Origin of the sequence: Microbispora sp. H10830, assembly GCF_014161375.1 — a bacterium.
Taxonomy (GTDB): Bacteria; Actinomycetota; Actinomycetes; order Streptosporangiales; family Streptosporangiaceae; genus Microbispora; species Microbispora catharanthi.
Genome location: NZ_JABBWX010000009.1, coordinates 338,087 through 362,951, shown reverse-complemented (window position 1 = coordinate 362,951; position 24,865 = coordinate 338,087). Strand labels below are relative to the sequence as shown.

The following is a 24,865-nucleotide window of genomic DNA, read 5'->3' as shown; positions in this document are numbered from 1 at the left end:
TGCGCGGTCACCACCGGGCCACCTGCGCCTCCCCCCGCGTCGCCTTACCGTCGGCGATCACCCGGCCGTCGCGCATGCGCACCTGGCGGTCGAGCCCCGCCGCGACCTCCCGGTCGTGCGTGATGACCACGAGCGTCGTGCCGGCGGTGTGCAACTCCCGCAGCAGGGCCATGACGCCTTCGCCCGAGGCGGAGTCGAGGTTGCCGGTCGGCTCGTCGGCGAGCAGCAGCGCCGGGCCGCCGACCACCGCCCGGGCGATCGCCACCCGCTGCCTCTCGCCGCCGGACAGCTCGTGCGGCTCGTGGTCGAGCCGGTGCCCGAGCCCGACCCGCTCCAGCGTCGCCTCGGCCCGCCGCCGCCGCTCGGCCAGACCGACACCGGCATAGAGCAGACCGTCGGCCACGTTGTCCAGGGCCGGTACACCCGAGGCCAGGTGGAACTGCTGAAACACGAAGCCGATCCTGGTCGCGCGCAGGGCCGACAGCTGCCGGTCCGACAGCCGCGACACGTCGTGGCCGTCGACCACCACCCGGCCGGAGGTGGGCCGGTCCAGCGTGCCCAGCATCTGCAGCATGGTGGATTTGCCCGAGCCGGACGGGCCGACCACCGCGACCAACTCGCCGGCGCCGATGTCCAGGGTCACGTTGTCGAGCGCACGGACGCCCCCGGGGTACACCTTCGTCACGTCGGTCAGCTCGATCACCGCGGCATCCCCACAGTCATACCCTCCTTCAGCCCGTCGCCGGTGATCTCGACCCGGCCGTTCGCGAACAGGCCGGTCGTCACCCTGACGTAGTGGGTGGTGGATCCCTCGACGACCTCGACGCCGTACCCGCCCTCGGCCAGCGCCACCAGCGCCGCGACGGGCACGGTGAGCACGTCCTTGCGCTCGGCCGCGCGGAAGACCACGGTGACCACGGCGGCCTCGATCCCCGCGGCCGCCCCGGAGCCGCCCAGCGGGATGACGGCCTCGATCAGGGTCTCCGCCTGGCCGCCCGGGTCGGCCGGCTGCTCGACCACCGTATGGATCCCCGCCACCCGACCGGTGACCTTCTTCCCGTTGGGCATCCGGACCTGCACCTTGACCCCCTTCCGGGCCAGCCGTTGCCCGGACACCTCGAGCCTGGCGGTCACCTGACGGCTGGTCCCGGTGTATCGCAGCACCTCCTGCCCGCCGCCGGTGGACCGGTTCACCCCGGCCGTGACCGTGTCGATCCGGATCCTCCCCGGAGCGAAAACCACCCGTCCCTGCTCGACCTGGCCGGTCTGCGGCAGGCCCATGTGCCGCTGCCACCGCCTCACCGCGGTAGCGGTGAGCCACGTGTACGTGTCGTCCACCGGGAACCCGGCGTAGCCGAGCGCCTTCAGGTTGCGTTCGAGCTGCCGTACGTCCGCGCCCTTGTCGCCCGGGCCGAGCGTCCGATACGCGGCGACGGTGCCGTACATCAGCACGACTGGCTTGTCGTCCACCCGGTAGATCGTTCGGCCCCGGCGGACGACGGCGCCGGGCAGCGGCACCTTGGTGATGACACCCTGGATCCGGCCGGCCAGCGTGGTCGTGGCGCCGTAGCCCAGATCGCCGGACACCTCTTCCGTGTCCAGCATCGTCTGCCGGGTCACTTGAGCGGTGGCCGGTGGCAGGCTCGACACGGCAGGCGTATCCGTGCCGCCCCCACCGAACCCGATCGCGGCCACGGCCGCCGTTCCCACCGCGAGCACGGCCGCACCGGCTGCCGCGACGGCCCGCCCGCGCCGCCGCCGGCGAACGGGGGGCCGGTCCTCCGCCACCCTGTCGGCCAAGGGAGCGCTCACGACGGGCTCGGCCGCAACGACGCCGACACCGCATCGATCTGCGCGTCGCAGGTCGTCCTCGCCTCGCGGTACTGCGGGTCCTGCCCGACCTCCGGGCCGGTCTGGGTAGGGCCATCCGGGTTAGGGTCGGGGAACTTCTTCACTCCGTGCTCCCGCATGCACCGCGCGAACCGGCGCGCCAACTCGTCCTTCAGCGCCATCCCGGGGCCGGTCTCCCTGGGTGGGCGGTACTGCTTGCACGCCTCTTCCGCCGCGGCCACTTTGCGCATGTCGACGGAATCCTTGTCGTATGTTCCTGCTCTGACGTTGTCTCCTTCGACCTCCGGGTCGGTCATCGGCACGCCTTCTTTCCGCATGCACTGCGAGTACCTGAGGAACTGGTCCACCCGGCTGAGGCTCTGCGAAGCGCTCGGCCTGGCGGAGCCGTCCACCGAGGCCACGCCCTTACCGTCGGCCGCATTGGTGCAGGCGGCCGACGTGACCAGCAAGAGCGGTGGCAGGCAGACGACCAGGAATCCCGTTCTCATCGGCGATCTCCTCTGGTTCGGTCAGCCCAGTGGAGCAGGAGGCAGGCATCGGCACTGTTACCGTCCGTGTAACACCGGTGTAATGCCCGATCACCGAGACTGCCGGTCAAGGAGGTTTGCGGTGCGGGTGCTGCTCATCGAGGACGAGGTGCTGCTCGCCGAACAGGTCGCCGACGGGCTGCGGGACCAGGGCATCGCGGTGGACCTCGCGGCCGACGGGCTCGACGGCCTGCACAAGGCCGGGGCGAACCGCTACGACGTGGTCGTGCTCGACCGCGACCTGCCGCTCGTCCATGGCGACCAGGTGTGCACCGCGCTGGCCGCGGGCGGCGGCGATGCCCGGATTCTCATGCTCACCGCGGCGGGTGAGGCGGCGGACCGGGTCGCCGGCCTGACCCTCGGCGCCGACGACTACCTGCCCAAGCCGTTCGTCTTCGACGAACTGGTGTTGCGGATCCGCGCGCTGGCCCGCCGGGCCAACAACGCCCCGCGCGTTCTGCGGCGCGCCGGGCTGACGTTCGACACCGCGCGGCGGGTCGTCACCCGCGACGGCCGCGTCATCCCGCTGACCACGAAGGAACTGGCCGTGCTGGAGATCCTGATGGGCGCCGACGGCGCCGTCGTCAGCGCCGAGGACCTGCTGGAACGGGCATGGGACGAGCACGCGGACCCGTTCACCGCCACCGTCCGGGTCACCATCGCCAGAATGCGCCGCAAGCTGGGCGACCCCCCGCTGATCGAGACCGTCGTCGGCGCGGGGTACCGGCTGTGAGGCCACGTGGGAAGCACCCGTCCATCCGGCTGCGGCTGACCCTCGTGTACACGGTCGTGCTCGTGACCACCTGCGCGGCGCTCCTCGCACTCAACTACGCGCTGCTGTACCAGAGCCTCTACACCGACATGAGCGGCCAGATCCGGGCCAAGATGGATGCGGCTGCCGGCGCTGAGGCGAGACGAGAGCCGCCGTTGTCCCCGGACATACAGAAGCAGCAGTACATCCGGATGGAGCAGGCCGTGATCCCCCAGTTGCGCGCCAACACGCTGCTGAGCACCGCCAGAACCTCGGCGATCGGGCTGGCGATCACCGGCATGCTCGGACTCGGTGTCTGCTGGGTCGTCGCAGGCCGCATGCTACGGCCGCTGCGAACACTCACCGCCGCCGCCCGGCGGATCTCCCAGGACCGGCTGCACGAGCGCGTCGCGCTCACCCGGCCACGGGACGAGCTCAAGGAGCTGGCCGACACCTTTGACGAGATGGTGGCCCGGCTGGAGACCTCCTTCAACAGCCAGCGAAGGTTCGTCGCCGACGCCTCGCACGAGCTGCGTACGCCCCTTGCGATCGTCCGTACCGGCGCCGAGGTGCTGCTGGCCAAGCGGGAGAGCGACATCGCCCAGTGGGAGGCCATGGGCCGGCGCGTGCTCACCGCGACCGGCCGGGCCGAACGCCTGGTGGACGGCCTGCTGGCACTGGCCCGCAGTGACAGCGGCGTCATCGCCCACGAGGCGCACGATCTGGCCGTCGTCACAGCCCATGCGCTGAGCGAGGCGGACGAAGAGGCCGCGACCGGCGGTCTGTCGATGACCACCGACCTTCGCTCCGCCCCGGTCGTCGGCGACCCGGTCCTGCTCGATCGCCTGGTACGCAACCTGGTGGACAATGCGATCCGGCACAATCGCCGGGGCGGCTGGGTCGACGTGACGACCGGCGGCGGCGACGGCTACGCCCGCGTCAGCGTCCGCAACAGCGGTGAGGCGATCCCCCCGACGGAAGTGGACCGGTTGTTCGAGCCGTTCCAACGGCTGTCGTCGGGCCGCGCCGCGGGCTCCAAATCGACGGGTCTGGGCCTCGCCATCGTCCGGTCCATCGTGCGCGCGCATGACGGCACGGTCACGGCAGCACCGAACGCCGAGGGCGGATTGACCATTACCGTCACGCTGCCGACCGGAGCCGTCCTGCCACTGGACACTCTCGCCGGCCCACGCCTACTGATGTGACAGAGCTCTACCTCATCGATACCGGTGAGAAATGCCATGAAACTGTCAGTACGCTGGCCGGGGTCAGTGGGCGGCGGCGCCGGTGACGGCCTTCCAGGCCGGCCTGGCGCATCAGCCGGGCCACCCGCCGACGGCCACACCGCCGGCCCTCACCGCGCAGGACGGCGTGGATGCCTGGAACCCCGTAGGTGCCGTGCAGGCGAGGGCCTGGCGGACGGTTTCATCACCAGTGGTACGCAGGTGATCGGCGAGCAGTCCCGGCAGATCGAGGGTCGCGTCCGGGCCCAGCGCGGGCAGGCGATGCGGCTCGCCGATGTCGGTCGGCGGCGCGTCGGGCTGGCCGGGCAGGTTGCGGGCGTTGGCGGCGTCCAGGACACGGCGGATGGTCTTGGGGCGACTTGGTGCCGCCGGGCTAGGGCTTTGACCGCGGCGCCCTGGCGGTACTCCTCGACGATGGTGGTGGCCTTGTCGTGGTCGAAGGCGGCGGGGCGGCCGAGGGTCTTGCCGGCGGCCTTGGCGGCGGCGACGCCCTCGCCGGTGTTCTCGGCGATCATGTCGCGCTGGAACTCCAGCACGGCGGCCAGGACGGAGACCATCATTTTGGTGCCGGGGTCGTCGCCGGCCAGGTCGATGCCGGAGAGCAGCCCGGATTCGACGCGCAGGTGGAGGCCGCGGCGGAGGAGCACGGGGCGCAGGGCGAGGATGTCGGCGACGGAGCGGAACAGGCAGGCGGCGTCGGCGATACGGATGGTGTCGCCGACGGCGGCCTCATGCAGCAGTGTGGTGAAGCCCGCGCGGTCGAGGGAGAGCTGCCGACTGGAAATGGCGGGGTCTTCATAGACCGGGGCGCCTGCGATCAGCAGGGCGGTGAGGGCGTGCCGCTGGCAGGCGTCGGTCTGCTTGTCGGTGGAGTGCCGCAGATAGACCAGGTCAGCCACGCCCGGCATCCGCGGAGTGGTTGCTGATGAAGGGGACCTCCGTGCCGTTCCAGTCGGTCTGCTTGACCAGGGCCATCGTGTCCCCTTCCCGAAGGCCGACCTTGTGGTGGCCGGTGGGTGTCTGCGACCACTGCAAGGGGGCGGAAAGGAAAGGCGGAAGTCTGTAGCGGATTCCATTGGATCGACCGGTCGTTTCCGCTGGTGGCGGACGGCGGCTTGATTGGATCCGCCTAAGGGGGCGCAATCGACCGATTCGGCCCCTGCTCGTTATTCGACCGGGTATCCAGACGATCACCCATGTAGAAGTTCCGGGCCGTCACGTATGTTCTGGGGACTTGGCCGGAAGCTGTAGTCCAGGTGGATTCAGGTCATCCGGTGCCGCCGGGAGAGACCAGGCCGGTCTCGTAGGCGACCACCACGGCTTGGACACGGTCGCGCAGGCCGAGCTTGGACAGGATGCTGGCGACGTGGGTCTTCACCGTGGCCACGCTGAGCGACAACTGGCCGGCGAGTTCCGCGTTGCTCAGGCCGGTGGCCAGCAGGCGCAGCACGTCCAGTTCGCGAGGCGTCAGGTCGGACAGGTCGCGGTGGAGGGTGGGCTTGGCGTTGTCGCGGCGGGCGAAGCGCTCGACCAGGCGGCGGGTGATGGTGGGCGCGAGCAGAGCGTCGCCGGAGCGCACCAGGCGTACCGCGGCCACCAGGTGCTCGGGTGAGACGTCCTTGAGCAGGAACCCGCTCGCGCCCGCGGTGAGCGCGGCGTACACGTAGTGGTCGAGGTCGTAGGTGGTCAGGATCAGCACGCGGGTGCCCTCGTTGCCGCCCGCGAGGATGCGTCGGGTGGCTTCGAGGCCGTCCATCTGCGGCATCCGGATATCCATGAGCACAACGTCGGGCCTGGTACGGCGGACCGCGGCGACGGCTTCGTCCCCGTTGGCGGCCTCGGCCGGCACTTCGATGCCGTTGGCGGTGAGGATCATGCGGAAACCCGTGCGGACCAGTGCCTGATCGTCGGCGATGACGGCGCGCAAGGGCTCGGTCATGCGGTCCTCCACGGGACGCGGGCCTTGATCCGGAATCCGCCCCCGGCCGTCGGTCCGGCGTCCAGGGTCCCGCCGTAGACCGCGAGCCGCTCGCGCAGCCCGATCAGCCCCCTGCCGCCGCCGGTCCGGGGCTCGGCGCCGCGTGTGCCGCCGGTGTCGGTCACCTGGATCTCCAGCCAGTCGCCGTCATGGCCGATCGTCACGGACGCGGCAGCTCCGGGCGCGTGCTTGATCGTGTTGGTGAGTGCTTCCTGCACGACGCGGTAGGCGGCGAGGTCGATCCCGGGAGGCAGCGGCCCGGGGGGCGACACCGCGGCGTCCACCGGCACTCCGGCGGCCCGGACCCGTTCCACCAGGGCGTCGAGCTGGTCGAGCCCGGGTTGGGGTTCGAGGCCGTCGGACGGCCCGTCGAGGCGTTCGCCGCCTGGGCCGGCCAGCAGGCCCATGACATGGCGCAGCTCGGCCATGGCGGCCCGGCCGCCGGACTCGATCGCGAGCAGAGCCTGTTTCGACTGTTCCGGCTCCGCGTCCATGACGCTGCGGGCGGCGCCGGCCTGGATCACCATCACGTTGACATTGTGGGTCACCACATCGTGGAGCTCGGCGGCGATCCGGGAGCGCTCCTCCGCAACGGCCCGGCGCATGGCGTCCTCCTGCTCCTGCCGCACCTCGGTGAGCCGGCGCCGCCAGAAGCGGACGAAGTTCCCGAGCACGCCGGCGCTCAGCAGGGCGAAGAACGGCCCCATCCAGCCCGGCAGTGCAGGCGTGATGTCCCCGAACCCGGCGCCGAGGAGCCCGCCCGCGAGCACCAGGCCACTCATCGCCAGGACCCGGTTGCGGCTGTGGACGATGGCGCCGTACGCGGCGATCGTGCAGGTCAGGACCGTGATCCAGGTCGCGTCCGCGTGTGTGGCCCGCGCCGCCAGCAGCACCACCCAGAAGGCGATGAGCGGGTACCGGCGCCTGACTGCCAGCGGCAACGCCGTCAGCGCCACGAGGAACGCGGGCGCCTCGTGGGACGGAAGCTCGACACGCGGATGATCGACGAGCTCCGACGGGCTCAGGGGCAGGACGCGGGGAGGCGGTGGGGGGTCAGCCCGCAGCCGCAGGCTCTCGATCACTCCGGGCTGGTGCGCGGCGGCGCCGATCGCTGGATACTGCGCCGCCACGGTCACCGCGAGGACCGTCAGGACGATCGCGACCACCACGTCGAAGGCGAGGGCCCGGAGAGACAGTCCCGGAGACCCGCCGCCGCCCCGCCCTGGCGCGTCCCGAGCCGAGCCGTCCTCGTTCAGCCGGCTGTACAGGTCGAGCACACGCCGCCACCACGGCCGTCGTTCGCTGGTCTCCACCGGCACATTGTCACGCCCGCCCCATATGTGCCACATCGGCCGTCGTGACGGGGCTGCACGCTCTTCGGGACTAGGCCGCAGGGATGACCTGGCCGCCCCTCGTTCTCAAGCGCTAGGTGATCTCGGCAGCACGGCCGAAGCGCGACGGCAGGAGCGGCGCCTAGCTTCATTCCCGGCGCCAGGCCGCGGTGCAGCCGCGGACCCGCATGGCGGCCTCAACGATCGAGGCGCTGTTCATGACCATCCTTTCGAACCTCTGCTCAGGAGGACATAGCGTGACCGCTGTCCTGCGAGCCCAGGCACTGGGCAAGAAGTACGGCAGACGCTGGGCGCTGCGCGAGTGCACCATCGACATCCCGGCGGGCCACATCGTGGGGCTGGTGGGCCCCAACGGGGCCGGCAAGTCCACATTGCTGAAGCTGGCCTGCGGCCAGCTCGAACCCACGGCGGGCGGCATCGCCGTGCTCGGCGGCCGACCGGGAAGCACGCCCGCGCAGCTGGCCAAGGTCGGGTTCGTCGCCCAGGACACCCCGGTCTACGCGAGCCTGACCGTCGCCGAACATCTGCGGCTGGGAGCGCGGCTCAATCCCCGCTGGGACGACGGCATGGCGCGTGAACGCATCGCGCGGCTCGGCCTCGTCCCCGCGCATCGGGCAGGCAGGCTGTCGGGCGGCCAGCGCGCTCAGCTCGCCCTCACCCTGGGCCTGGCCAAGCGGCCCGACCTGCTGATCCTGGACGAGCCCGCGGCCGCCCTCGACCCGCTGGCCCGTCACGAGTTCCTGCAGCACCTGATGGAGGCCGCCACCGAGCACAAGCTGAGCGTGGTGCTCTCCTCCCACCTGGTCTCCGACCTGGAACGGGTCTGCGACTACCTGGTCGTGCTCGTCGACTCCCGCGTCCAGATCGCCGGGAGGGCCGACCACCTACTGGCCACCCATCACCGGCTCACCGGTCCGCGCTGCGATCCCGGCAGGCTGCCCGCCGGCCAGTACGTGGTCTCCGCCCGGCACACCGACCGGCAGAGCACGTTCGTGGTCCGCGCCGGCGCCCCGATGCACGATCCGGCCTGGACGGTCAGCCGGATCACTTTGGAAGACCTCGTCCTGGCCTACATGGACCGGCGCACCGCCGAGCACCGGCGGGCCTCCCAGGAGGTGCGGGGATGATCTGGCTGACCTGGCGCCAGTTCCGCGGCTCGGCCGCGATGACGGCCGCCGTACTCGCCGTTGTCGGTATCACCCTGGCCGTAACCGGCCCGGGCCTGGCCTCCCGCTACGCCGCCGGAATCGCCGACTGCGCCCCGAACGACACCTGCACCGACTTCTTCGACCGGTTCTTCGGCGAGTACCAGATCCCCTTCCTGGCCCTCACCCTCGTCGTGCTGATCCTGCCGGCGCTGGCCGGGCTCTTCTGGGGTGCCCCGCTGGTCACCCGTGAGCTGGAGGCGGGCACGCACCTGCTGGTGTGGAACCAGAGCATCACCCGCGCCCGCTGGCTGGCCGTCAAGCTCGGGCTCACCGGCCTGGTCGCCATGGCCGCCGCCGGCCTGTGCGGTCTTGCGGTCACCTGGTGGTCCGACCCGCTGGACAAGTCGGCCGTTCCGGAAATGGCGCGCATGGCTCCTCTGGTGTTCGGCGCGCGCGGTATCACCCCGATGGGGTACGAGGCCTTCGCCTTTGTCCTCGGGGTGACCGTCGGCGTGCTGGTGCGCCGCACCCTGCCCGCCATGGCCCTCACCCTGATCGCTTTCGCCGCGATTCAGCTCGCCATGCCTCTACTGGTCCGGCCCCACCTGATGCCGCCAGTCACGTCGACGTTCGAGCTCGGCCCTACCAACGTGGAAGGAATTGTGCCGCAAGGTCGGCAAGGCGGAGCCATGCACATCTTCCTGAGCACGTCGGCCGTGCCCGGCCACGCGGGCGCCTGGGTCCTGTCCAGCGATCTAATTGATCCGTCCGGACGCGTCGTCGTCGGGGATGGAGCCTCGGGGCCGTCCTCGACGATCGCGCGGTCCGTCCCGATTTCCACAACGTCGGGACCCTGCGCGCCCACGCGGGGACTGGGCGCCGACGCCTGCACAGCCGAGATCAACCATCTCGGCTACCGGCAGCAGGCGACCTACCAGCCTCTGGAGCGCTTCTGGCCGTTGCAGTGGATCGAGACCGGGATCTACGCCCTGCTCACCCTCGGACTCACCTGGCTCTGCTTCCGGCGGGTAGGCAGAGGCCTGTCATGACCGCCGTCAGGGTCGCGGCCGCCGGGCTCGCCCTCCTCCTGGCGGCGGCCTGCACAGCGCCGGCGCCGCCGCGCGGCGAGACCGGCACGACGGCCGGTACGGTCTGCGCACCCCCCAAGGGCACCCCCGGCAAGGAGACCGCCACCACGATCGACGTCATCGAACAGGCCTACTTCTGCATCCTCGGCAACCACTACAGCAGCGCCGAACTGGACGCCCGCTCCCTGCTCGCCGCCGGATTCGCCGCCCTGACCCAGGAGCTCAACCGCAACGGACGCGACCTGCCCGACGCGGGCATGCCGACGCTGAACGGCGACCGGAAAGCCGACTGGGCCGCCTTCGAAACCGTCTACCGGAAGATCACCGATCAGGTGCCCGACCTGCGCGACAGGCTCGCCGTCGTCACCCTGGAGGCCGTCGTGGCCGCCCTCGATGACGAGCACGCCTCCTGGACGCACGACGTCGAGCAGCCGCCGGACTACTACGACGGCGACGGCTACGGCCTGGGTCTCGAAGCGAACGTGAACACGTCGCAGGCCGGCGGCAACCTCGCCGCCGCCGTACCGCCGCTGTTCCTCACCACCGTGCCGGGCGGCGCGGCACAGGCCGCCGGCCTACGCCCGGGCGACGTCATCGAATCGATCAACGGATCGGCGCCCTTCATCGATGGCAAGGCCACCCACGCGATCGCCGCGCTCTACCCGCGCTACCCGCAGGCGCGCCCGGTCGAGCTGAGCCTCCTGCGGCAGAGCACCGGCCGCCGCTGGAGCGTGACGCTCCAGCCCGGCCTGTTCCGGCAGGACCTGGCCGACCTTCAGGTGGTGCGGTCGAAGCTGCTGAACGACGACATCGCCTACGTACGGGTGACCAGCTTCCTGCCCGACTCCGCGGACCGGATCCTGCGGGCGATCTCCCGGCTGCGCAAGGACCGGACACTGTCCGGCGTTGTGCTCGACCTGCGCGGCAACAGCAGCGGCAGCACCACGGAAGCCACCCGGCTGCTGAGCGCGTTCGTCCACGGCAAGGTCACCGCCTATCACTGCACCGCGGGCAACACCTGCCAGAGCCTGCGGACCGACGACACCGTCGAACTGCTCGGCCTGCCGTTGGCGGTGCTCACCGACCGCGGCTGCGCCTCGGCCTGCGAGCACTTCGCCTCCGCGGTCAAGGATCTGCGGGTCGGCCTGCTGGTCGGCACCAGAACCGCCGGCATGATCTCCGGACCGGTGCAGCCGTACCTGCTCGCCAACAACACCATCCTGAGCCTGCCCGCCAGACACCACCTGGGCCCGAACCGTGAGGTCATCGACCGGATCGGCGTGCCGCCCGACCACCACATGCCCCTGACCCCCCAGGACGCGGCCAATGGGCGCGACTCCGCCCTGGCCAAGGCCCTGACCCTGCTGCACAAGTGAACGGACCTCCCGATGAGACACCTCCTGGCAGTCGCCACAGGGCTGGCCCTCCTCGCCACGTCCGCGTGCTCCGCACCCACCCCGCCCCGAGCCGCCGCCGTGTCACCCACGCCGGCCGGCCCCGTCACCCTGCCCGCCCCCACCGGCCCCCACCCGGTCGGCACCACCGCCCTCTATCTCAAGGACACCTCCCGCCCCGACCCCTGGAACCTCGACGCCGAAGCCCGGGAGCTCAAGCTCACCCTGTGGTACCCGACCGAGCAGCGCGACGGGCAGCGCGCTCCGTACATGACGCCCAAGGAATCCGAGCTCCTCCTGAAAGGCACCGGAATCGCGAGCGCGCCGTACGACACACTGAGCAAGACCCGGACGAACGCCATCAAAGACGCTGAACCCGCAGGCAAGATGCTGCCGCTGGTGGTGCTCTCTCCCGGCTTCACCAAGCCGATGAGCACCCTCACCTCCCTGGCCGAGGACCTGGCCAGCCGCGCCTACGTCGTGGCCGGCATCGACCACACCTACGAAAGCTACGCCACCACCTTTCCCGACGGGCGGGTGGCCGAATGCCTCGCCTGCGACAGCAACTCCGATCCCGGCTTCGGCGCCGGCCTGGTCCAGGGCCGGGCCGCCGACGTCTCGTTCGTGCTCGACCAGCTGCCCTCCAAGTGGGACGGATCCGGCCGGATCGACCGCGCCCGCATCGCCATGGCCGGCCAGTCGATCGGCGGGTCCAGCGCCATGGCGACCATGCTCGAAGACCCCCGCGTGCGGGCCGGAATCGACATGGACGGCACCGCCTACGCCCGGATCCCCAAGAGCGGCTTCTCCCGGCCGTTCATGTTCCTGGGCTCGGCGCAGCACGTTTCCGGAGGCCCCGCCCCCACCTGGGACCGCGACTGGAAGCTGCTCACCGGGTGGAAACGCTGGATCGTGCTGTCGGGCGCCGAACACCAGTCCTTCACCGACACCCCGTTGCTGTCCGACGCCCTCGGCATCACGCCCCTACCCGGCGTGCTGCCCGCGGCGCGCGCCGCCGAGCTCACCCGCACCTACGTGGCGGCCTTCCTCGACCAGCACCTGAAGGGCAAGCGGCAACCCCTCCTGGACCAGCCGTCCTCGCGCTACCCCGAGGCAAAATTCTGCCCCGGAAGCTGCGCTCCGTCCTGAGGCCCGGCGGTCCCTGAAGCCGTCGACGGATGCTGAGGACGCCGGATGCCTGCATGGCCCGGGTGCACGCCGGCGAGCCCAGGCCTCTGGAGTTGCTGCAGGTCCTCGGTCTCGACAAGGCCGCTACCGCACGCTGTTCCCATCCCCGGACAACGGCCCCGCCGGTGGCAGCGTTCGACTCAGGCAGCGCCGCGCCAGCTGCCTATCAAGATGTTGAAATCTTCTTCGTCGGGCGCTGCACCACCCCTGGCCGGATGGCATGCGGTTCAGGCACGGACAGGCTGCTCCCTTGGGGATCCTGTTGGCCACACATGCCTCAGAGGCTAAAGGATGTCATCTTCCCAATCCGGCTCATCGGGGTTGCAGGTAGTTCTGCACCACGTGCGACAACCGTCCGCGCTCCAACGCCGGCGTGCCCGCCTTCACCACCGGCGCGTACCCGATGTTCAGCGCTTGAGCCGTCAGGCAGGCCGCGACCGAGACGTGGAAGTCGGCGAGCTTGCTCACCCCGCCAGCTACAGAGGTGAACGCGGCCTCGAACTCCGGAACGCGGCCCATCACCTCCAGCAGTAGCTCGGGCAGGTCCACCCGTGGCAGCATCGCGAGGACTCGCTTGCGCAGGTCGATCAGGGAGGGCGGTTCGGGAAGGGCGGCCAGCTTGGCCACGTGCAGCCGTCCCTCCGAATCCACACTCACATCCACGCCATCCTGCCCGGCCCGGCCCGCGACATCGTTGAGTGCCAGATGCAGCACCAGCGCGTGCTCGGCGAGCAGCCGCCCGGGATCCTCGGGAAGCTGGAGGTCGACCAGCGCCGGACCTTTGGCCGCCTCCCACTTCGCACCGTCCAGCAGTTGCCCGCGTGGATCCCGCCAGCGCGCCGAGGCCTCGGCATAGACGTCGCGGCGCTTGAGGTGCCGGTGAAACTGGGTGAGCACGCACATGGTGTAGGCGTTCGTGTCCACGGTGCTGCCGTTCGGCAGGCTCTTGAACACAAGCCGCTTCCAGGACCCGGTCACCAGCTCGGAGTCAATGTCGGCCTCGGTGACCTTCTTCTTGCGTCCGTCCAGCAGCCGGGGCAACTGTTTCATTGCCACAAGGGCCCGCGCGCCTTCGGCGTTGGTGCCGAACTCGATCACCGTGGTCAGCGTCTTGAGGAACCCCGACACGGTGGCGATCCGCGAGGCCAGCAGCGCCCGCATCTCACCATCGGCATTGGCATCGGCGTCGGACGGCGGCACCGTCTCCGTCACCGCCGCGACGGCCTCCCGCAACTCCCGCCGGGGCACGATCGCGTCGATCGCCTCCCACACCTGATCCAGCCTGAGCTCCTCGCCATACTCAGTGACCTCCAGCAGAGTTTCCACCGCCGCAGGTGCCCCACGCCGCTCAACGATCAGAGCCCGATCCGCGTCGTCCAGGTAGAAAAACCGGTCCAGCTCCGCCTGCGACGGAGCACCCGGAGAAGCGGCCGTACGCGGCCGCCTCACCATCACTCAAGAACTCAACCGGCATAGACGCCGAAGGTAGGGCAGGCCAGGCAAGCAGGACGAGCTGGAGCCACCCGCTAACGGGACTTTTCGTTCGGATGCTCATCATGCACCGAACCGGCCGGAAACGGGGGAGACCTGTCCGGTTTCGATAGCTTGCGAGAATTACCCATCTCCCAAGTGATCCGAGCGCTGCAGCCACGCAACAGATGGCCTTTTCTGTTTTCTATTTCCAGAAATCCAGAAATTCGCTACGCTGGGCCGCCGTGACGACCTCCGTGACCATCACCGCGTGCAAGCACTGCGGCGCGCCCATCGAGCAGCCGGTCCGGCGGGGGAGACCGCGGGAGTACTGCCCGGACGGCGACTGCCAGGCGGCGGCCAAGAGGGAGCGGGAGCTCCGCCGCGCCACACCGGGCCTGGAGGGCGCGCTGGCGCGCGTGGAAGACCTGTACGAGCGCATGGAGAAAGGCCTGGCGGCGGCGATCGATCCGCTGGCGCAGGTGCTCGCCCAGGAGCTGAGCCCGGCGGGAGTCGAGGCGAAGCTGAGCGCGATCCAGGCCGAGGCGCACACGAGCGTCGCCATCGCCCGCGCCGAGCGCGAGCAGGCGCTGGAGCAGGTGCGGCTGGCCCGCGAGGCCGCCGAGGAGGCCCGGCGGGAGGCGGAGGAGGCCCGTCGCCGGATGGAGGAGGCCTACACCGAGCGGGACACCGCCTTCGCCGACGCGGAGACCGCCCGCGAGCAGGCCCTGGCCGCGCTGCGGGAGGCGGCGAGCACGGAACGCCGGGCCAGGCAGGAGGCCGACCAGGCCGTCCGCCGGGCCGAGATCGCCGAGGCCGCCCGCGAGCAGGCCGTACGCGAACTGGCCGACCGGGTGGACCAGGCCGCGGCCGAGGTCCGCCTGGCCCGGGAGCAGGCGGAGCAGGCCGTTCAGGAACGCGACGAGGCGCGGGCCGATGCGCGGACGGCGCGGGCGGAGGCGGAGCTGGCCCGCCGCGCGCATCGCGAGGCCGAGCAGTCCAGCGCCGCCGCGCTGGCCCGTGCCCAGGCGGCCGAGGCCGAACGCGACCGCGCGGTCGCGCGGGCGGAGGCCGAGCGCGATCGGGCCGTGGCGCAGGCCCACGACGAGCGTGACCGGGTGCTGGCCAGGGCCGAGGCGGCGGAGGCGGCCCGCGAGCAGGCCGTCACGGAGGCCGCCCGGCTGCGCGCGGAGGCCGCGCAGGCCGAGGCCCGCGCCGGCGCGGCTGACGCGGAGGCCGCCCGGGCGGAGCAGGACGCCCGGGCCGCCACGGCGGAGCGGGAGCGGATCCAGGCGGAGCTGTCGTTGGAACGGGCCCGGCTGGCCGACCTGCGCGCGCAGCTCGACGTGGCCCGGGCCGAGGCGGCCCAACTGCGCGAACGCGCGGTCGCCGCCGAGCTGCGGCTGCGCCAGGAGGCTCCCGAGCCCCCGCCCGGGCCGTGACGACGCTCCGTCGCCTCCTCCGGCCGCCTGCTTGGCTCTACGCCGGCGCCTTCACGGCCGAGCCCGCCGCGGCCGGCTTCCGCGTGACGCGGCGGCGCCGGGTGGGCAGCCCGAGCGTCGGGTTGGCGACGCTCCAGGCGGCGCCCTTGCAGATCAGCTCCTTGTAGACGGCGGCCAGCCGTCCGGTCAGGACCGCCCGCACGGCGCGGTCGTCGGCGGTGACGTACTGGATCAAGCCCTCCTTCCGGCCCAGGGAGATGCACTGGTTGAAGTAGCGGATCGGCGCGTTCGGGAGCTTCCCACCGGTCAGGCGCGCCGCGATCGCGTCGGCGGCCTGCCAGGCGGCCGGGGTTCCCGAGGCGCACGACATGCGCAGCGGCTTGTTCCCGGGGCCCATCGCCATGGCCGCGTCACCGATGGCGTACACGTCCGGGTGGGAGACCGAGCGCATGGTCCCGTCGACCACGATCTGGCCGGTGCCGGTGACCTCCAGGCTGGTGGCCTTGGCGATCGGGTGGACCGCGAAGCCGGTGGCCCACACGGTGACCGCGGCGGGGACGGCCGTGCCGTCGGCGGTGAGCACGCGGTCGGCTTCGACGCCGGTGACGGTGGTGTGCTCGTGCACGGTGATCTTCAGCCTGCCGAAGACCTTCCGGAGGTGCTCACGGCCCTTGGGCGACAGCCAGTCGCCGAGATCGCCGCCGACGGCGAGTGCGACATCGAGGTCCGGGCGGGCCTCGGCGATCTCGGTCGCGGCCTCCACACCGGTGAGGCCGCCGCCGACGACGACCACGGTCTGCCCGGCGTCGAGGAGGGCCAGGCGCTCGCGCAGCCGCAGTGCTCCGGGACGGCCGGCGATCTCGAAGGCGTGCTCGGCTGCCCCGGGGACGTCCTGGGCGTTCCAGCCGCTGCCGAGGGCGTAGACGAGCGTGTCATAGGCGAGTTCTTCGGCGCCGGACCCGGGTGCGGTCACGCCGGCGCCGTTCGCGTCGGTGATGGTGACGGTCTTGCGGTCGACGTCGACGCCGGTGACCTTCGCCAGCCTCAGCTCGACGCCGGTGCCCGCGAACATCTCGCTGAACGGCCGGTGCTTGAGGTCCTGGCCGGTCGCCAGCTGGTGCATGCGGACGCGTTCGACGAAGTCGGGCTCGGCGTTGACGAGGGTGATGGCGACGTCATCGCGGCGGAGCCGCTTGGCCAGGCGCCCGGCGGCGATCGCTCCGGTGTATCCGCCTCCGAGGACGATGATGCGGTGCTGCATGCCCTTGCTCCTGTCTTGCGCGATTGCCTTGCGCGTTTTGCCACCTGAACCGGGCGGCGCGCCGTTTCCTGACAGGAACGCGGTGTGAAGCACCTCACACAGCGATCAGAAAGCCGTGAACAGGGGCTCCCCGTGGTCGCTGACTGCCCACTGCTCGGTCGCGCGTTCGAGCTTGTCGGGGTTGACCTGGTTGCGGAACGCGGCGATGCCCTCGGCGGTGACCTCCAGGCACATGACACCAACGACCCGGCCGTCCACGACGGCCACCACGGCGGGCTCGCCGTTGGCGGTCCAGATGTAGACCTCGGGCGTGCCGCCGACCATGGCGCGCTTGACCTCGGCCGGTTTGAACAGGCCTCGCAGGAACTTCGCGACCGCGACGGCGCCCTGGAACGCCTTGGCGCGGGCCGGCACCTTCCCGCCGCCGTCGCCGATCGCGATGGCGTCCTCGGTGAGCAGGCGCACGAGCGGCTCGATCCGGCCGCTGGTGGCGGCCGTCAGGAACTCCTCGACGATGCGCCGGGTGACGACCTCGTCGATCTCGGTGCGGGCCTTACCGTCCGCGACGTGCTTCTTGGCGCGGTGGAAAATCTGCTGGCTGGCGGCCTCGGTGATGTCGAGGATCTCGGCGATCTCCCGGTGCGGGTAGTCGAAGGCCTCCCGCAGCACGTACACCGCCCGCTCGTTGGGTGACAGGCGCTCCATGAGGGTGAGGACCGCGTACGAGACCGATTCGCGCTGCTCGGCGGTGTCGGCCGGGCCGAGCATCGGGTCCCCGGCGAGCAGCGGCTCGGGAAGCCACTGGCCCACATAGGTCTCGCGGCGCGCACGCGCCGAGGTGAGCTGGTTGAGGCACAGGTTGGTGAGGACCTTCGTCAGCCAGGCCTCGGGGACCTCGATGAGGCCGACATCGGCGGCCTGCCAGCGCAGGAACGTCTCCTGCACGGCGTCCTCGGCCTCGCCGGCGGAGCCGAGGAGGCGGTAGGCGATGGCCTCCAGGCGCGGCCGGGAGGCCTCGAACCGGTCGACGTCGTCCGCGGTCAAGGGCATGACCCGATCCTAGATCGGGCGGCGTGCACCGCCGCCGTCGCATCCGCTCCCGCAGTTGCTCGCCGTACGCGTTGTGAGCAGGCCGGTCATCGGGTCTCGGCTTTTTCGGCGCCGTCGGCGAAGTGCCGCAGAACCATGTCGACCAGTGCGGTGACGTCGGCGTCGGCCATCGGCGAGCCGGTCATGCCCATCCGGTGGAGCAGGGTTCCGACGACGACGTCGATGAAGAACAGGACCCGGTTCTCCGGCTCGCCGAGCGCGTCCTGCAACTGGAGCCGGTACGGGTCCTGGAACCGTGCGGACAAGATCTCGCGCAGGGGCGGATCGCTGACGGCGTCGCTGAACACGCCGGCGAACGCGTCGCCGATGCCGGGCTCGCCGATCTTCGCCGCGATCCAGCGGATGGTCGAGGACATCAGCTCCGCCTGGCCGGTGCCCTCCAGCGGCACCGGGCCGAGCGCGTCAAGCAGGCAGTCCACGATCAGCTCGCCCTTCGACGGCCAGCGACGGTAGATCGTCGTCTTCGCGACACCGGCCCTGGCGGCGATGCGGTCGACCGTGGCACGCGCGTAGCCGAGCTCGTGGACCGCGCTCAGGGTCGCGGCGAAGACCACGGCGTTGACGCCGGACCGCGGGCGACCGGGTGGTCTGGCTGATGCGGTCCCTCGAGTCATGACCACACGATAACCTCTTTCGCTACCATGGGTATCGATACTCGCGGTAGCGAAACTATCGGGTCGAGGAGGAGACATGAACGAGGTCACCGGTGCGGAACGGCCGCCGATGGGCATCCGGCTGCTGCATGCCCTGCAGAAGGAACCGGACTGGCCGGCGATGACGGCCGAGGAGCTGGCCGCCCTACGCGAGGCGGTGAACCGCAAGCGGGCGTCCCCTCTGGCACGGCTGATCACCGGGTTCCCGGACCGGGACGCCACAATCCAGTGGCAGGAGGTGGCGCTGCCCGGCCGCGGGCTCCAGGTCCGGGTCTACCGGCCCTCACCCGGCCGGGCCGGCGTACGCGACGACCTGCCGCTCGTGCTCCACGTGCACGGAGGCGGATTCGTGGGCACGGCGGTGCAGAGCGACTGGGTGAACAGCCACCTCGCCGCACGACTGCCCGCGGTCGTCGTCTCGGTCGAGCATCGCCTCCTCGACCATGACACTCCGCTGTCGGCGGCCGTCGACGACGCCTGGGACGTGCTCCGGCACGTCGTGCAGAACGCCCCGCAGTGGGGGATCGACCCGGCGCGGACCGCCGTCTTCGGTGAGAGCACCGGCGCGATGGTCACCGCCCTGGCCGCGATCCGGGCCAGAGAGTGCGGCCTGCTCCTACGGGCGCAGGTGCTGGTCAACGCCGCTGTCGACCTGACCTCGACGGGGTTCGAGCACGCCTCGATGAGCCGTCACGCCAACAGCCCGACCCTCACCATGCCGCAGATTCGGCTGTTCCAGCGGCTCGCCGTTCCGCCGGGAACCGATCCTCGTGCGTTGTCGCCGGTGTACGCCGACGATCTGAGCGGGCTGGCCCCGGCGCTCGTGGTGGTGCCGACCCTCGACCCGGTGGCCGATCACGGCCGCTGTTACGCCGAACGACTGCGAGCGGCGGGGACGCCCGCGCGGTTCACCGAGTATCCCGGAGCGACGCACGCGTTCCTCAGCATGCCGAGGCTGGTGCCGCAGGCGAGGGCCGCGCGAGCCGAGATCGTCGAGTTCCTCCGGGAGGCCCTCGCCGGATGACGGCCCCGCTGGAGCCTCCGCGCACGCGCATTCTCAGGGGCATCACTCGGTGGCGAGGGGAAGACGCAGGACGAAGCGGGCTCCGCAGTGGTGTTCCGCGGCGTACAGCCGGCCGCCGTGCTCCTGGGCGATCTCCCGGGCGATGGACAGGCCGAGCCCGGACCCGCCGGGATCCAGTGCGCGGGCCTCCTCCCGGCGGTAGCGGCGCTCGAAGACCCGTTCGCGGTCCTCAGGCGGGATGCCGGGGCCGTCGTCGATGACCTCGAGGACGGCGTCGGGAGGGTCGGCGGCGACCACGACCTCGATCGTGGTGCGGGTGTGCCGCTCGGCGTTGGTCAGCAGATTGCCCAGCAGGCGGGCCAGGCGGATCGCCGAGGCGCGTACGCGCACGTCCGGGTCGAGGCGGGTGAGGACGGCGGCGCACGGGGTGCGGCGGTCCAGTTCCTCGCTGACGAACTCGGCGAGGTCGATCAGGTGCTCGCCCTCGTGCGTCTCGCTGTCGAGGCGGGCGAGGTCGAGCAGGTCGGCCACGATGTCGTTGAGCCGTTCCGCGTCGCGCAGCAGCTTGCGCAAGATCCGCTGCAGGTCGGTGCCGGGTTCGGACAGCGCGACCTCCAGCTCGGTGAGCAGGCCCGTGATGGGGTTGCGCAGGTCGTGGGAGGCGTCGTGGACCAGCCGCCGCTGCCGTTCGATGGCCTCCCGCAGGGCGGAGGTCGTCTCGCGCTGCTCCCGGTGCGCCCGCCTGAGCTGGTCGTTGAGAGTCTGCAGTTGCAGGGCGAGGGAATCCTGCTCGCCTGCCACACCGGAGCGCCGCAGCGCGCGAACGAAGTCGGTGACCTCCTCGCTGCTGAGGACGATCCATCGGACCTCGCCGTGCGGGCCGAGCACGGGTGTGTTGACCGTGCTCCAATACCGCTCCTCGAACACCCCGGGCCGGCCCGGTGCCTCGATGTCGTACCTCTGCAGGGGCATGAAGTCGCGGCGGCGGGTGGTCAGCACCTGTTCCAGGGAGATCCGCAGTATCCGCGCCCCCTGCTGCTCGGCGTCCTGCGGTCCCGCGGGATTGGGCGGGAAGACGTCGAACAGGTTGCGGCCCAGCATGTCCTGCGCGCTGCGCCCGGCCAGTTTGAGACAGGCGTCGTTGGCGGCGAGCACGACGAAATCGGCGGTCAGCAGCATCGACGGGGCCTGGCCGGCCCTGAACACCGCCTCATAGTCGATCTCTGACCTCATGACCACGGTGTCCTTCTCGCACCCCGTCTTCCAGCCCCCGCAGTCGGCATGCCTCCCGGCCGTCCGTCCCACGGCCGTGCCCTCTCCATTCCCCCGAGGCCGCAGGTCAACGGGGTAGGCCCCCGAACGGGCCACGGAAAAAGAGATGAACGCGCCCGCAACCATCACCACGAGCGTCAATCCGCGGCGCCTCACCCGGCCGGGCGCCGGGTCGGCCGGGCGATGGCGACGGCCGCCGCGGCGCAGACCACGGCCGGCACGACCAGCGCGTACGCCGCGCCGCGGTGCCCCTGATCGGGAACGCCGACGGTCACGAACGCGCCCGTCACGGCGACGCCGATCGTGGCGCCGCATTGCCGGGCCGCGTTGAGCAGCCCACCCGCCACCCCGGCGGTGCCTTCGGGGGCCGCGGTCACGACCAGGGTGGCCAGGGCGGGCAGCGCGAACGACACACCGAAGCCGGTGGCCACCAGCCCGGCCAGCAGGAACGGGTAGGAGGCGCCCGCCCAGACGGCCGCGCCGAACGCGACGCCGCCGGCCGCGAGCAGGCCGAGCCCTGCCAGCACCGGCGGCCGCGGCCCGGACCTGGCGACGATCCTGCCGGTCAGCAGCGGATTGACCGCGAAGGGCAGCGTCATGGGCAGGAGCGCCGCCCCGATCTGCCCCGGCGTCAGGCCCAGCGCCTGCTGGAAGAACAGCGGCAGCACGAACAGCACCCCGCTCATCGCGAAGTTGACCGCCGCCCCCGCCAGCAGCGCGCCGGGGACGCCGGGTGTCCGCAGCACGGCGGGCGCCAGGACCGGTGCGTGGCCGCGCCGCTCGCGTACGGCGAAGGCGCACACCGCCACGGCCGTGGCACCCGCCGACCAGGCGGCGTGGACCAAGGAGTGGGCGCCGAGCGCGATCAGCGTGTCGGTCAGCAGCGCCACCGCCGCACAGGCCAGGATCTGGGCGGCCCAGTCGATACGCCGGTCACCGCGCGGGCAGCGTACGGCCGCTCCGGCCGTGAGCGCGAGGGTGACGGCGGCGAGCGGGGCGTTGATCAGGAAGATCGCCCGCCAGCCCGCCAGGTCGGTCAGCGCCCCGCCGGCCACCGGACCGGCCACGAGCGCGGCGCCGCTTGTCGCCGCCCAGACGGCGACCGCCCTGGCCCGCTCGGCGGGCACCGGATACAGCCGGGAGATCATCGCCATCGACGCGGGGACGCAGCCCGCCGCGGCCAGGCCGAGCAGTGCCCGCAGGCCGACGAGAGCCAACAGCGACGGCGCGAACGCGCTCAGCAGGCTGCCGAGGCCGAAGGCGGCGACGGCCACCCGGAACACGCGGTGCGCGCCGTACCGGTCGGCCACCGACCCGGCCGTCAGCAGCGCGGCGGCGAACACGAGGGTGTAGCCGGTCACGGTCCACTGCAGCCCCGCGACGCCCGCGCCGCCGAAGGACCGGGCGAGGTCGGGCTCGGCGACCGACAGGACGGTGGTGTCGAGCAGCACCATGAAATAACCAAGCGCGATCCCGGCCAGCGCGCGGGCCCGGGCGGGTGCCGCGGGGGGAGCGGCGGAAACAGTCGACGTCACGAGGATCTCCAGGAGGTAGACAACCTGGGGTCACTGTGGCGTCGGCCGCCGTAGGGCTCCACCGTCCAAGCCGCAGGCGGCGTTCGGAATAACCGAACGCTCCCGGCCCGTTCGGTGCGGCATGGAACTGCGGCAGTTGCGCACCTTCGAGGCGGTTGTGGCACATCGGACGGTCACCGACGCCGCCGTCGCCCTGGATCTCGCGCCGTCGTCGGTGTCGGAGCAGATCAGGACGCTGGAACGGGACCTCGGAGTCGCCCTGTTCGAGCGGGGTCCCCGAGGGATGCGCCTGACCGCGGCGGGCGAGCGCCTGCGCGGCTGGGCGCGCCGTCTGCTGGACCAGGCCGACCAGGCCCGGCGCGACGTCGTGGAGGCCCGCCCGGTGCTGCGGCTCGGCGCCCTGGAGACGATCGCCGCCGTGCACGTGCCCGCGGTCCTGGCCCGGCTGGCCGAGCGCCGTCCCGACCTCGTGGTGGAGGTGCGGTCGGACGGCGCCCGCGACCGTCTCCTGGACGCGGTCGCGGCCGCGGACCTCGACGCGGCGCTGCTGCTCGACAACGGGAACGATCTGGGCGGGCTCGGCTTCGGCGCGCCGGCCGCGCCGCTGGCCTTCCTCGACCTCGATCCCGTGCCGCTCGCGCTTGTCGCCGCGCCGGACCATCCGCTGGCCGCCGCGTACCGGCTGCGTAAGGAGGACCTGTACGGCCAGCGGCTGCTGGTCAACGTGCCCGCCTGCTCGTTCTGGCTGGCGGGGGAGCGCCTGCTGGGCGACCGGGTGGAGCGGGTGCGGGCGGGCGGCGTGCCCGTCATGCGGGCGTGGGCCGAGCGCGGCCTCGGGATCACGCTGCTGCCGTGGTTCGCGGTCGCCGATCAGGTCGCCGCCGGAGCCCTCGCCCGGCTCGCGTTCGACGTCCCCGGCCTGAGCCTGCGCCTGGTGTGGAGGGCCGACCGCGAGACCCTCCCCGGCATGCGCGAGATCCTGTACGCGAGCGCCGCCTCCGACGCGGTCGGCCTCCCTTCGCCCGCCGATCACGGCGCCGCGCGGCGGTGAGTCAGGCCGCCCCGGTGAGATCCGCGCGATTTCAGGAGCGAGACGGGCTCGTATCCGGGGTTGAACCACGAGAATGGGATCGGACCCGGCGTTGTCCTCCGGCACCGGCCGGACGCTGCACGATCCCGCGCTGATCGCCGTCGGCGCGAAGATCGATGCGTTTCTCCAGCCTCACGGCCCTTCCCCTGCACGCTCCTGGCGAAGACCCGGACGACAGACGCGATGACGCAGGGGCCCGGCCAGCAGCTGGTGCCGCTCGCGCTCAAGCCGGGTCAGCTTCCGGCCAGGGGCCTGCGTGCCGGCGACCGCGTCCTGGTCGCCGCCGAACTGACCGACCCCGGCCAGGAGACCAGGGCCGTGGTGAAGGACCTTCCCGCCGTCGTCGACCGGGTGGGGGAGGCCGACCCCGACGGGGTGCGGGTCGTCGACCTGCTGGTCGGCCTCGTGGCGGGTTCATCGCGCGTGAGGCCATGGGCGGCCACATCGCCCTCATCCTCACCTCCCGGAGGGACACCCCGTGACCGGGCGAGGTTTCGTCGTGTGGTGGTCGCGCTTCTGCCGGTACGGCTCGCGCGGACCGGTCGTCGGTGCTCCGGTGTTCGCCGTGCCGCTGTCGTCTGGCCGGGGGGTGGGCGGATGGCGCTGATCGCGGTCGCGTCTCCCGGCGGGGCGCCCGGGGTCACCACGGTGTGGCCGCCGCGTTCACTTGGCCCGACCCGGTGCTGCTCGCCGAATGCGACCCCTCCGGTGGCGGCGTGCTGCAGGGCTACTTCGCCGGGCGGCAGTCATACCGGACCGCCAAGGTCCCGCAAGATCCCGAACGGAACCGTGCCACCGGAGATGACCGCCATCCAGGTGACAGAAATCCCAGAACCGAGCGAGCCGTACGAGTAAGCCGACCGATGATCAGGAGTGCGGCCCGGCATCGTTGCAGCGATCCTCTTGTTCGAAGCGTGGTAGCGCGCGAAACAACGGCAGTTTCACCTGCCTTTCGAGATCCATGCCAGTACCACCGCAGTTGTGAGGAGTCCTTCGTCGGCTCGCGGCTGTCAGCCGTGGCCGTCCGGGCGGTCGGCGGCGTCGAACGTGTCGCAGTTGTGCTGGATCAGGGGCATGTACTGCTCAGCCCAGGCTCGCAGACTTCGCAGCGGTCCGACGAGCGTGGTGCCCAGGTCGGTCAGACGGTAGTACACCCGTGGAGGCTTGCTCGCCTCGACACGACGAGCGACAAGTCCGTCTCGCTCCAGCGCCCTGAGGGTCTGCGCCAGCATCTTCTGCGACACGCCGGTCATTTCACGCTTCAACTCGGTGAACCGCAGCTCGCCCTCGGCGGCGGCAAGCGACAGCACCGCCATGGTCGTCCATCGCGACCCCACTCGGTCGAGCAGGAGCCTTGTCGGACACAGGGGATCAAATAGGTTCCCCTGCCGCGAGGCGGTCACCACGAGGTCACCTGGTGTCGGGAAAGTGCCGTCTTCCCCGTTCATTGAAGGTCTCCTACGGTTACCACGTTCCCAAGCGTAACC

23 protein-coding genes and 1 pseudogene are annotated in these 24,865 nt (G+C 71.5%); 10 read left to right on the top strand and 14 right to left on the bottom strand.

Translation table 11 applies throughout. From position 1 onward, the window contains the following. Nucleotides 1–7: 7 nt before the first annotated feature. From HHX35_RS24230 to HHX35_RS24220, 3 genes are read right to left on the bottom strand one after another with little or no spacing between them, the layout of a single operon-like run. On the bottom strand, nucleotides 8–703 hold the full coding sequence (locus HHX35_RS24230) for an ABC transporter ATP-binding protein (RefSeq protein ID WP_182901017.1): 696 nt from the start codon (nucleotides 701–703) through the stop codon (nucleotides 8–10). After that, nucleotides 700–1,812, bottom strand: coding sequence for a peptidoglycan-binding protein (locus HHX35_RS24225; protein ID WP_220505786.1), 1,113 nt, complete (start codon nucleotides 1,810–1,812; stop codon nucleotides 700–702). Before HHX35_RS24225 ends, HHX35_RS24230 begins: the two co-directional genes overlap by 4 nt. Next, nucleotides 1,809–2,339, bottom strand: a complete 531-nt coding sequence (locus HHX35_RS24220; RefSeq protein WP_182901016.1) for a hypothetical protein — start codon at nucleotides 2,337–2,339, stop codon at nucleotides 1,809–1,811. The genes HHX35_RS24225 and HHX35_RS24220 overlap by 4 nt, the downstream gene beginning before the upstream one ends. 121 nt (nucleotides 2,340–2,460) lie before the next feature. Between HHX35_RS24220 and HHX35_RS24215 the strand changes: the two genes are divergently transcribed. Then, nucleotides 2,461–3,111 carry a response regulator transcription factor gene (locus HHX35_RS24215; protein WP_182901015.1) on the top strand — a complete coding sequence of 217 codons (651 nt, stop codon included), beginning with the start codon at nucleotides 2,461–2,463 and terminating at the stop codon, nucleotides 3,109–3,111. Continuing rightward, nucleotides 3,108–4,334 (top strand): cell wall metabolism sensor histidine kinase WalK, encoded by a 1,227-nt coding sequence (locus HHX35_RS24210; protein WP_182901014.1) that lies wholly within the window; start codon nucleotides 3,108–3,110, stop codon nucleotides 4,332–4,334. Before HHX35_RS24215 ends, HHX35_RS24210 begins: the two co-directional genes overlap by 4 nt. A 73-nt stretch (nucleotides 4,335–4,407) precedes the next feature. Here the strand turns inward: HHX35_RS24210 and HHX35_RS24205 are convergent. The 4 genes and pseudogenes from HHX35_RS24205 to HHX35_RS44740 all read right to left on the bottom strand — a co-directional run. After that, nucleotides 4,408–4,527 (bottom strand): annotated as a pseudogene (locus HHX35_RS24205) (IS3 family transposase); the annotation flags it as partial. Then, nucleotides 4,484–5,281, bottom strand: a complete 798-nt coding sequence (locus tag HHX35_RS24200) for a recombinase family protein (RefSeq protein ID WP_259405315.1) — start codon at nucleotides 5,279–5,281, stop codon at nucleotides 4,484–4,486. The pseudogene HHX35_RS24205 and the gene HHX35_RS24200, both read right to left, overlap by 44 nt. Nucleotides 5,282–5,640: 359 nt before the next feature. Next, nucleotides 5,641–6,312: a response regulator transcription factor gene (locus HHX35_RS24195; RefSeq protein ID WP_182901012.1), complete on the bottom strand. Its 672-nt coding sequence runs from the start codon at nucleotides 6,310–6,312 to the stop codon at nucleotides 5,641–5,643. Further along, nucleotides 6,309–7,664 (bottom strand): histidine kinase, encoded by a 1,356-nt coding sequence (locus HHX35_RS44740; protein ID WP_310739266.1) that lies wholly within the window; start codon nucleotides 7,662–7,664, stop codon nucleotides 6,309–6,311. Before HHX35_RS44740 ends, HHX35_RS24195 begins: the two co-directional genes overlap by 4 nt. Before the next feature lie 275 nt (nucleotides 7,665–7,939). Between HHX35_RS44740 and HHX35_RS24185 the strand changes: the two genes are divergently transcribed. The 4 genes from HHX35_RS24185 to HHX35_RS24170 are packed head-to-tail and all read left to right on the top strand — an operon-like array spanning nucleotide 7,940 to nucleotide 12,482. Further along, nucleotides 7,940–8,830 carry an ABC transporter ATP-binding protein gene (locus tag HHX35_RS24185; RefSeq protein WP_182901010.1) on the top strand — a complete coding sequence of 297 codons (891 nt, stop codon included), beginning with the start codon at nucleotides 7,940–7,942 and terminating at the stop codon, nucleotides 8,828–8,830. Then, nucleotides 8,827–9,900 (top strand): ABC transporter permease, encoded by a 1,074-nt coding sequence (locus HHX35_RS24180; RefSeq protein ID WP_182901009.1) that lies wholly within the window; start codon nucleotides 8,827–8,829, stop codon nucleotides 9,898–9,900. The genes HHX35_RS24185 and HHX35_RS24180 overlap by 4 nt, the downstream gene beginning before the upstream one ends. Next, on the top strand, nucleotides 9,897–11,315 hold the full coding sequence (locus tag HHX35_RS24175; RefSeq protein WP_182901008.1) for a S41 family peptidase: 1,419 nt from the start codon (nucleotides 9,897–9,899) through the stop codon (nucleotides 11,313–11,315). Before HHX35_RS24180 ends, HHX35_RS24175 begins: the two co-directional genes overlap by 4 nt. Nucleotides 11,316–11,327: 12 nt before the next feature. Further along, nucleotides 11,328–12,482, top strand: a complete 1,155-nt coding sequence (locus HHX35_RS24170) for an alpha/beta hydrolase (RefSeq protein ID WP_182901007.1) — start codon at nucleotides 11,328–11,330, stop codon at nucleotides 12,480–12,482. A 351-nt stretch (nucleotides 12,483–12,833) separates the two neighbouring features. Here the strand turns inward: HHX35_RS24170 and HHX35_RS24165 are convergent, their stop codons facing one another. Further along, the gene (locus HHX35_RS24165; RefSeq protein WP_182901006.1) at nucleotides 12,834–13,847 is read right to left on the bottom strand and encodes a Tn3 family transposase; all 1,014 of its coding nucleotides are present in this window, start codon (nucleotides 13,845–13,847) and stop codon (nucleotides 12,834–12,836) included. A 389-nt stretch (nucleotides 13,848–14,236) separates the two neighbouring features. Here HHX35_RS24165 and HHX35_RS24160 point away from each other — a divergent pair, with 389 nt between their 5' ends. Next, complete coding sequence (locus HHX35_RS24160; RefSeq protein ID WP_182901005.1) at nucleotides 14,237–15,433, top strand: hypothetical protein; 1,197 nt, start codon at nucleotides 14,237–14,239, stop codon at nucleotides 15,431–15,433. A gap of 37 nt (nucleotides 15,434–15,470) precedes the next feature. On the opposite strand, the gene HHX35_RS24155 is transcribed toward HHX35_RS24160, so the two are convergent. The 3 genes from HHX35_RS24155 to HHX35_RS24145 form a co-directional block, all read right to left on the bottom strand. Next, complete coding sequence (locus HHX35_RS24155; RefSeq protein WP_182901004.1) at nucleotides 15,471–16,694, bottom strand: NAD(P)/FAD-dependent oxidoreductase; 1,224 nt, start codon at nucleotides 16,692–16,694, stop codon at nucleotides 15,471–15,473. A gap of 105 nt (nucleotides 16,695–16,799) precedes the next feature. Then, nucleotides 16,800–17,744 carry an RNA polymerase sigma-70 factor gene (locus HHX35_RS24150; protein WP_182901003.1) on the bottom strand — a complete coding sequence of 315 codons (945 nt, stop codon included), beginning with the start codon at nucleotides 17,742–17,744 and terminating at the stop codon, nucleotides 16,800–16,802. Between the two features lie 86 nt (nucleotides 17,745–17,830). After that, nucleotides 17,831–18,418: a TetR/AcrR family transcriptional regulator gene (locus HHX35_RS24145; RefSeq protein ID WP_182901002.1), complete on the bottom strand. Its 588-nt coding sequence runs from the start codon at nucleotides 18,416–18,418 to the stop codon at nucleotides 17,831–17,833. A 76-nt stretch (nucleotides 18,419–18,494) separates the two neighbouring features. Between HHX35_RS24145 and HHX35_RS24140 the strand changes: the two genes are divergently transcribed. Continuing rightward, nucleotides 18,495–19,481: an alpha/beta hydrolase gene (locus HHX35_RS24140; protein WP_182901001.1), complete on the top strand. Its 987-nt coding sequence runs from the start codon at nucleotides 18,495–18,497 to the stop codon at nucleotides 19,479–19,481. Nucleotides 19,482–19,523: 42 nt separating this feature from the next. Here the strand turns inward: HHX35_RS24140 and HHX35_RS24135 are convergent, their stop codons facing one another. Next, nucleotides 19,524–20,714, bottom strand: a complete 1,191-nt coding sequence (locus HHX35_RS24135) for a PAS domain-containing sensor histidine kinase (RefSeq protein ID WP_182901000.1) — start codon at nucleotides 20,712–20,714, stop codon at nucleotides 19,524–19,526. Between the two features lie 191 nt (nucleotides 20,715–20,905). Then, entirely contained in the window at nucleotides 20,906–22,288 is a 1,383-nt protein-coding gene (locus HHX35_RS24130) for an MFS transporter (RefSeq protein ID WP_182900999.1), read from the bottom strand. A 121-nt stretch (nucleotides 22,289–22,409) separates the two neighbouring features. Here HHX35_RS24130 and HHX35_RS24125 point away from each other — a divergent pair, with 121 nt between their 5' ends. Both HHX35_RS24125 and HHX35_RS24120 read left to right on the top strand, forming a co-directional pair. After that, nucleotides 22,410–23,339: a LysR family transcriptional regulator gene (locus tag HHX35_RS24125; RefSeq protein WP_182900998.1), complete on the top strand. Its 930-nt coding sequence runs from the start codon at nucleotides 22,410–22,412 to the stop codon at nucleotides 23,337–23,339. Nucleotides 23,340–23,561: 222 nt separating this feature from the next. Beyond that, nucleotides 23,562–24,233 carry a hypothetical protein gene (locus HHX35_RS24120; protein WP_182900997.1) on the top strand — a complete coding sequence of 224 codons (672 nt, stop codon included), beginning with the start codon at nucleotides 23,562–23,564 and terminating at the stop codon, nucleotides 24,231–24,233. Nucleotides 24,234–24,388: 155 nt separating this feature from the next. Here the strand turns inward: HHX35_RS24120 and HHX35_RS24115 are convergent, their stop codons facing one another. Further along, nucleotides 24,389–24,826: a helix-turn-helix domain-containing protein gene (locus HHX35_RS24115; protein WP_182900996.1), complete on the bottom strand. Its 438-nt coding sequence runs from the start codon at nucleotides 24,824–24,826 to the stop codon at nucleotides 24,389–24,391. Nucleotides 24,827–24,865 lie beyond the last annotated feature (39 nt).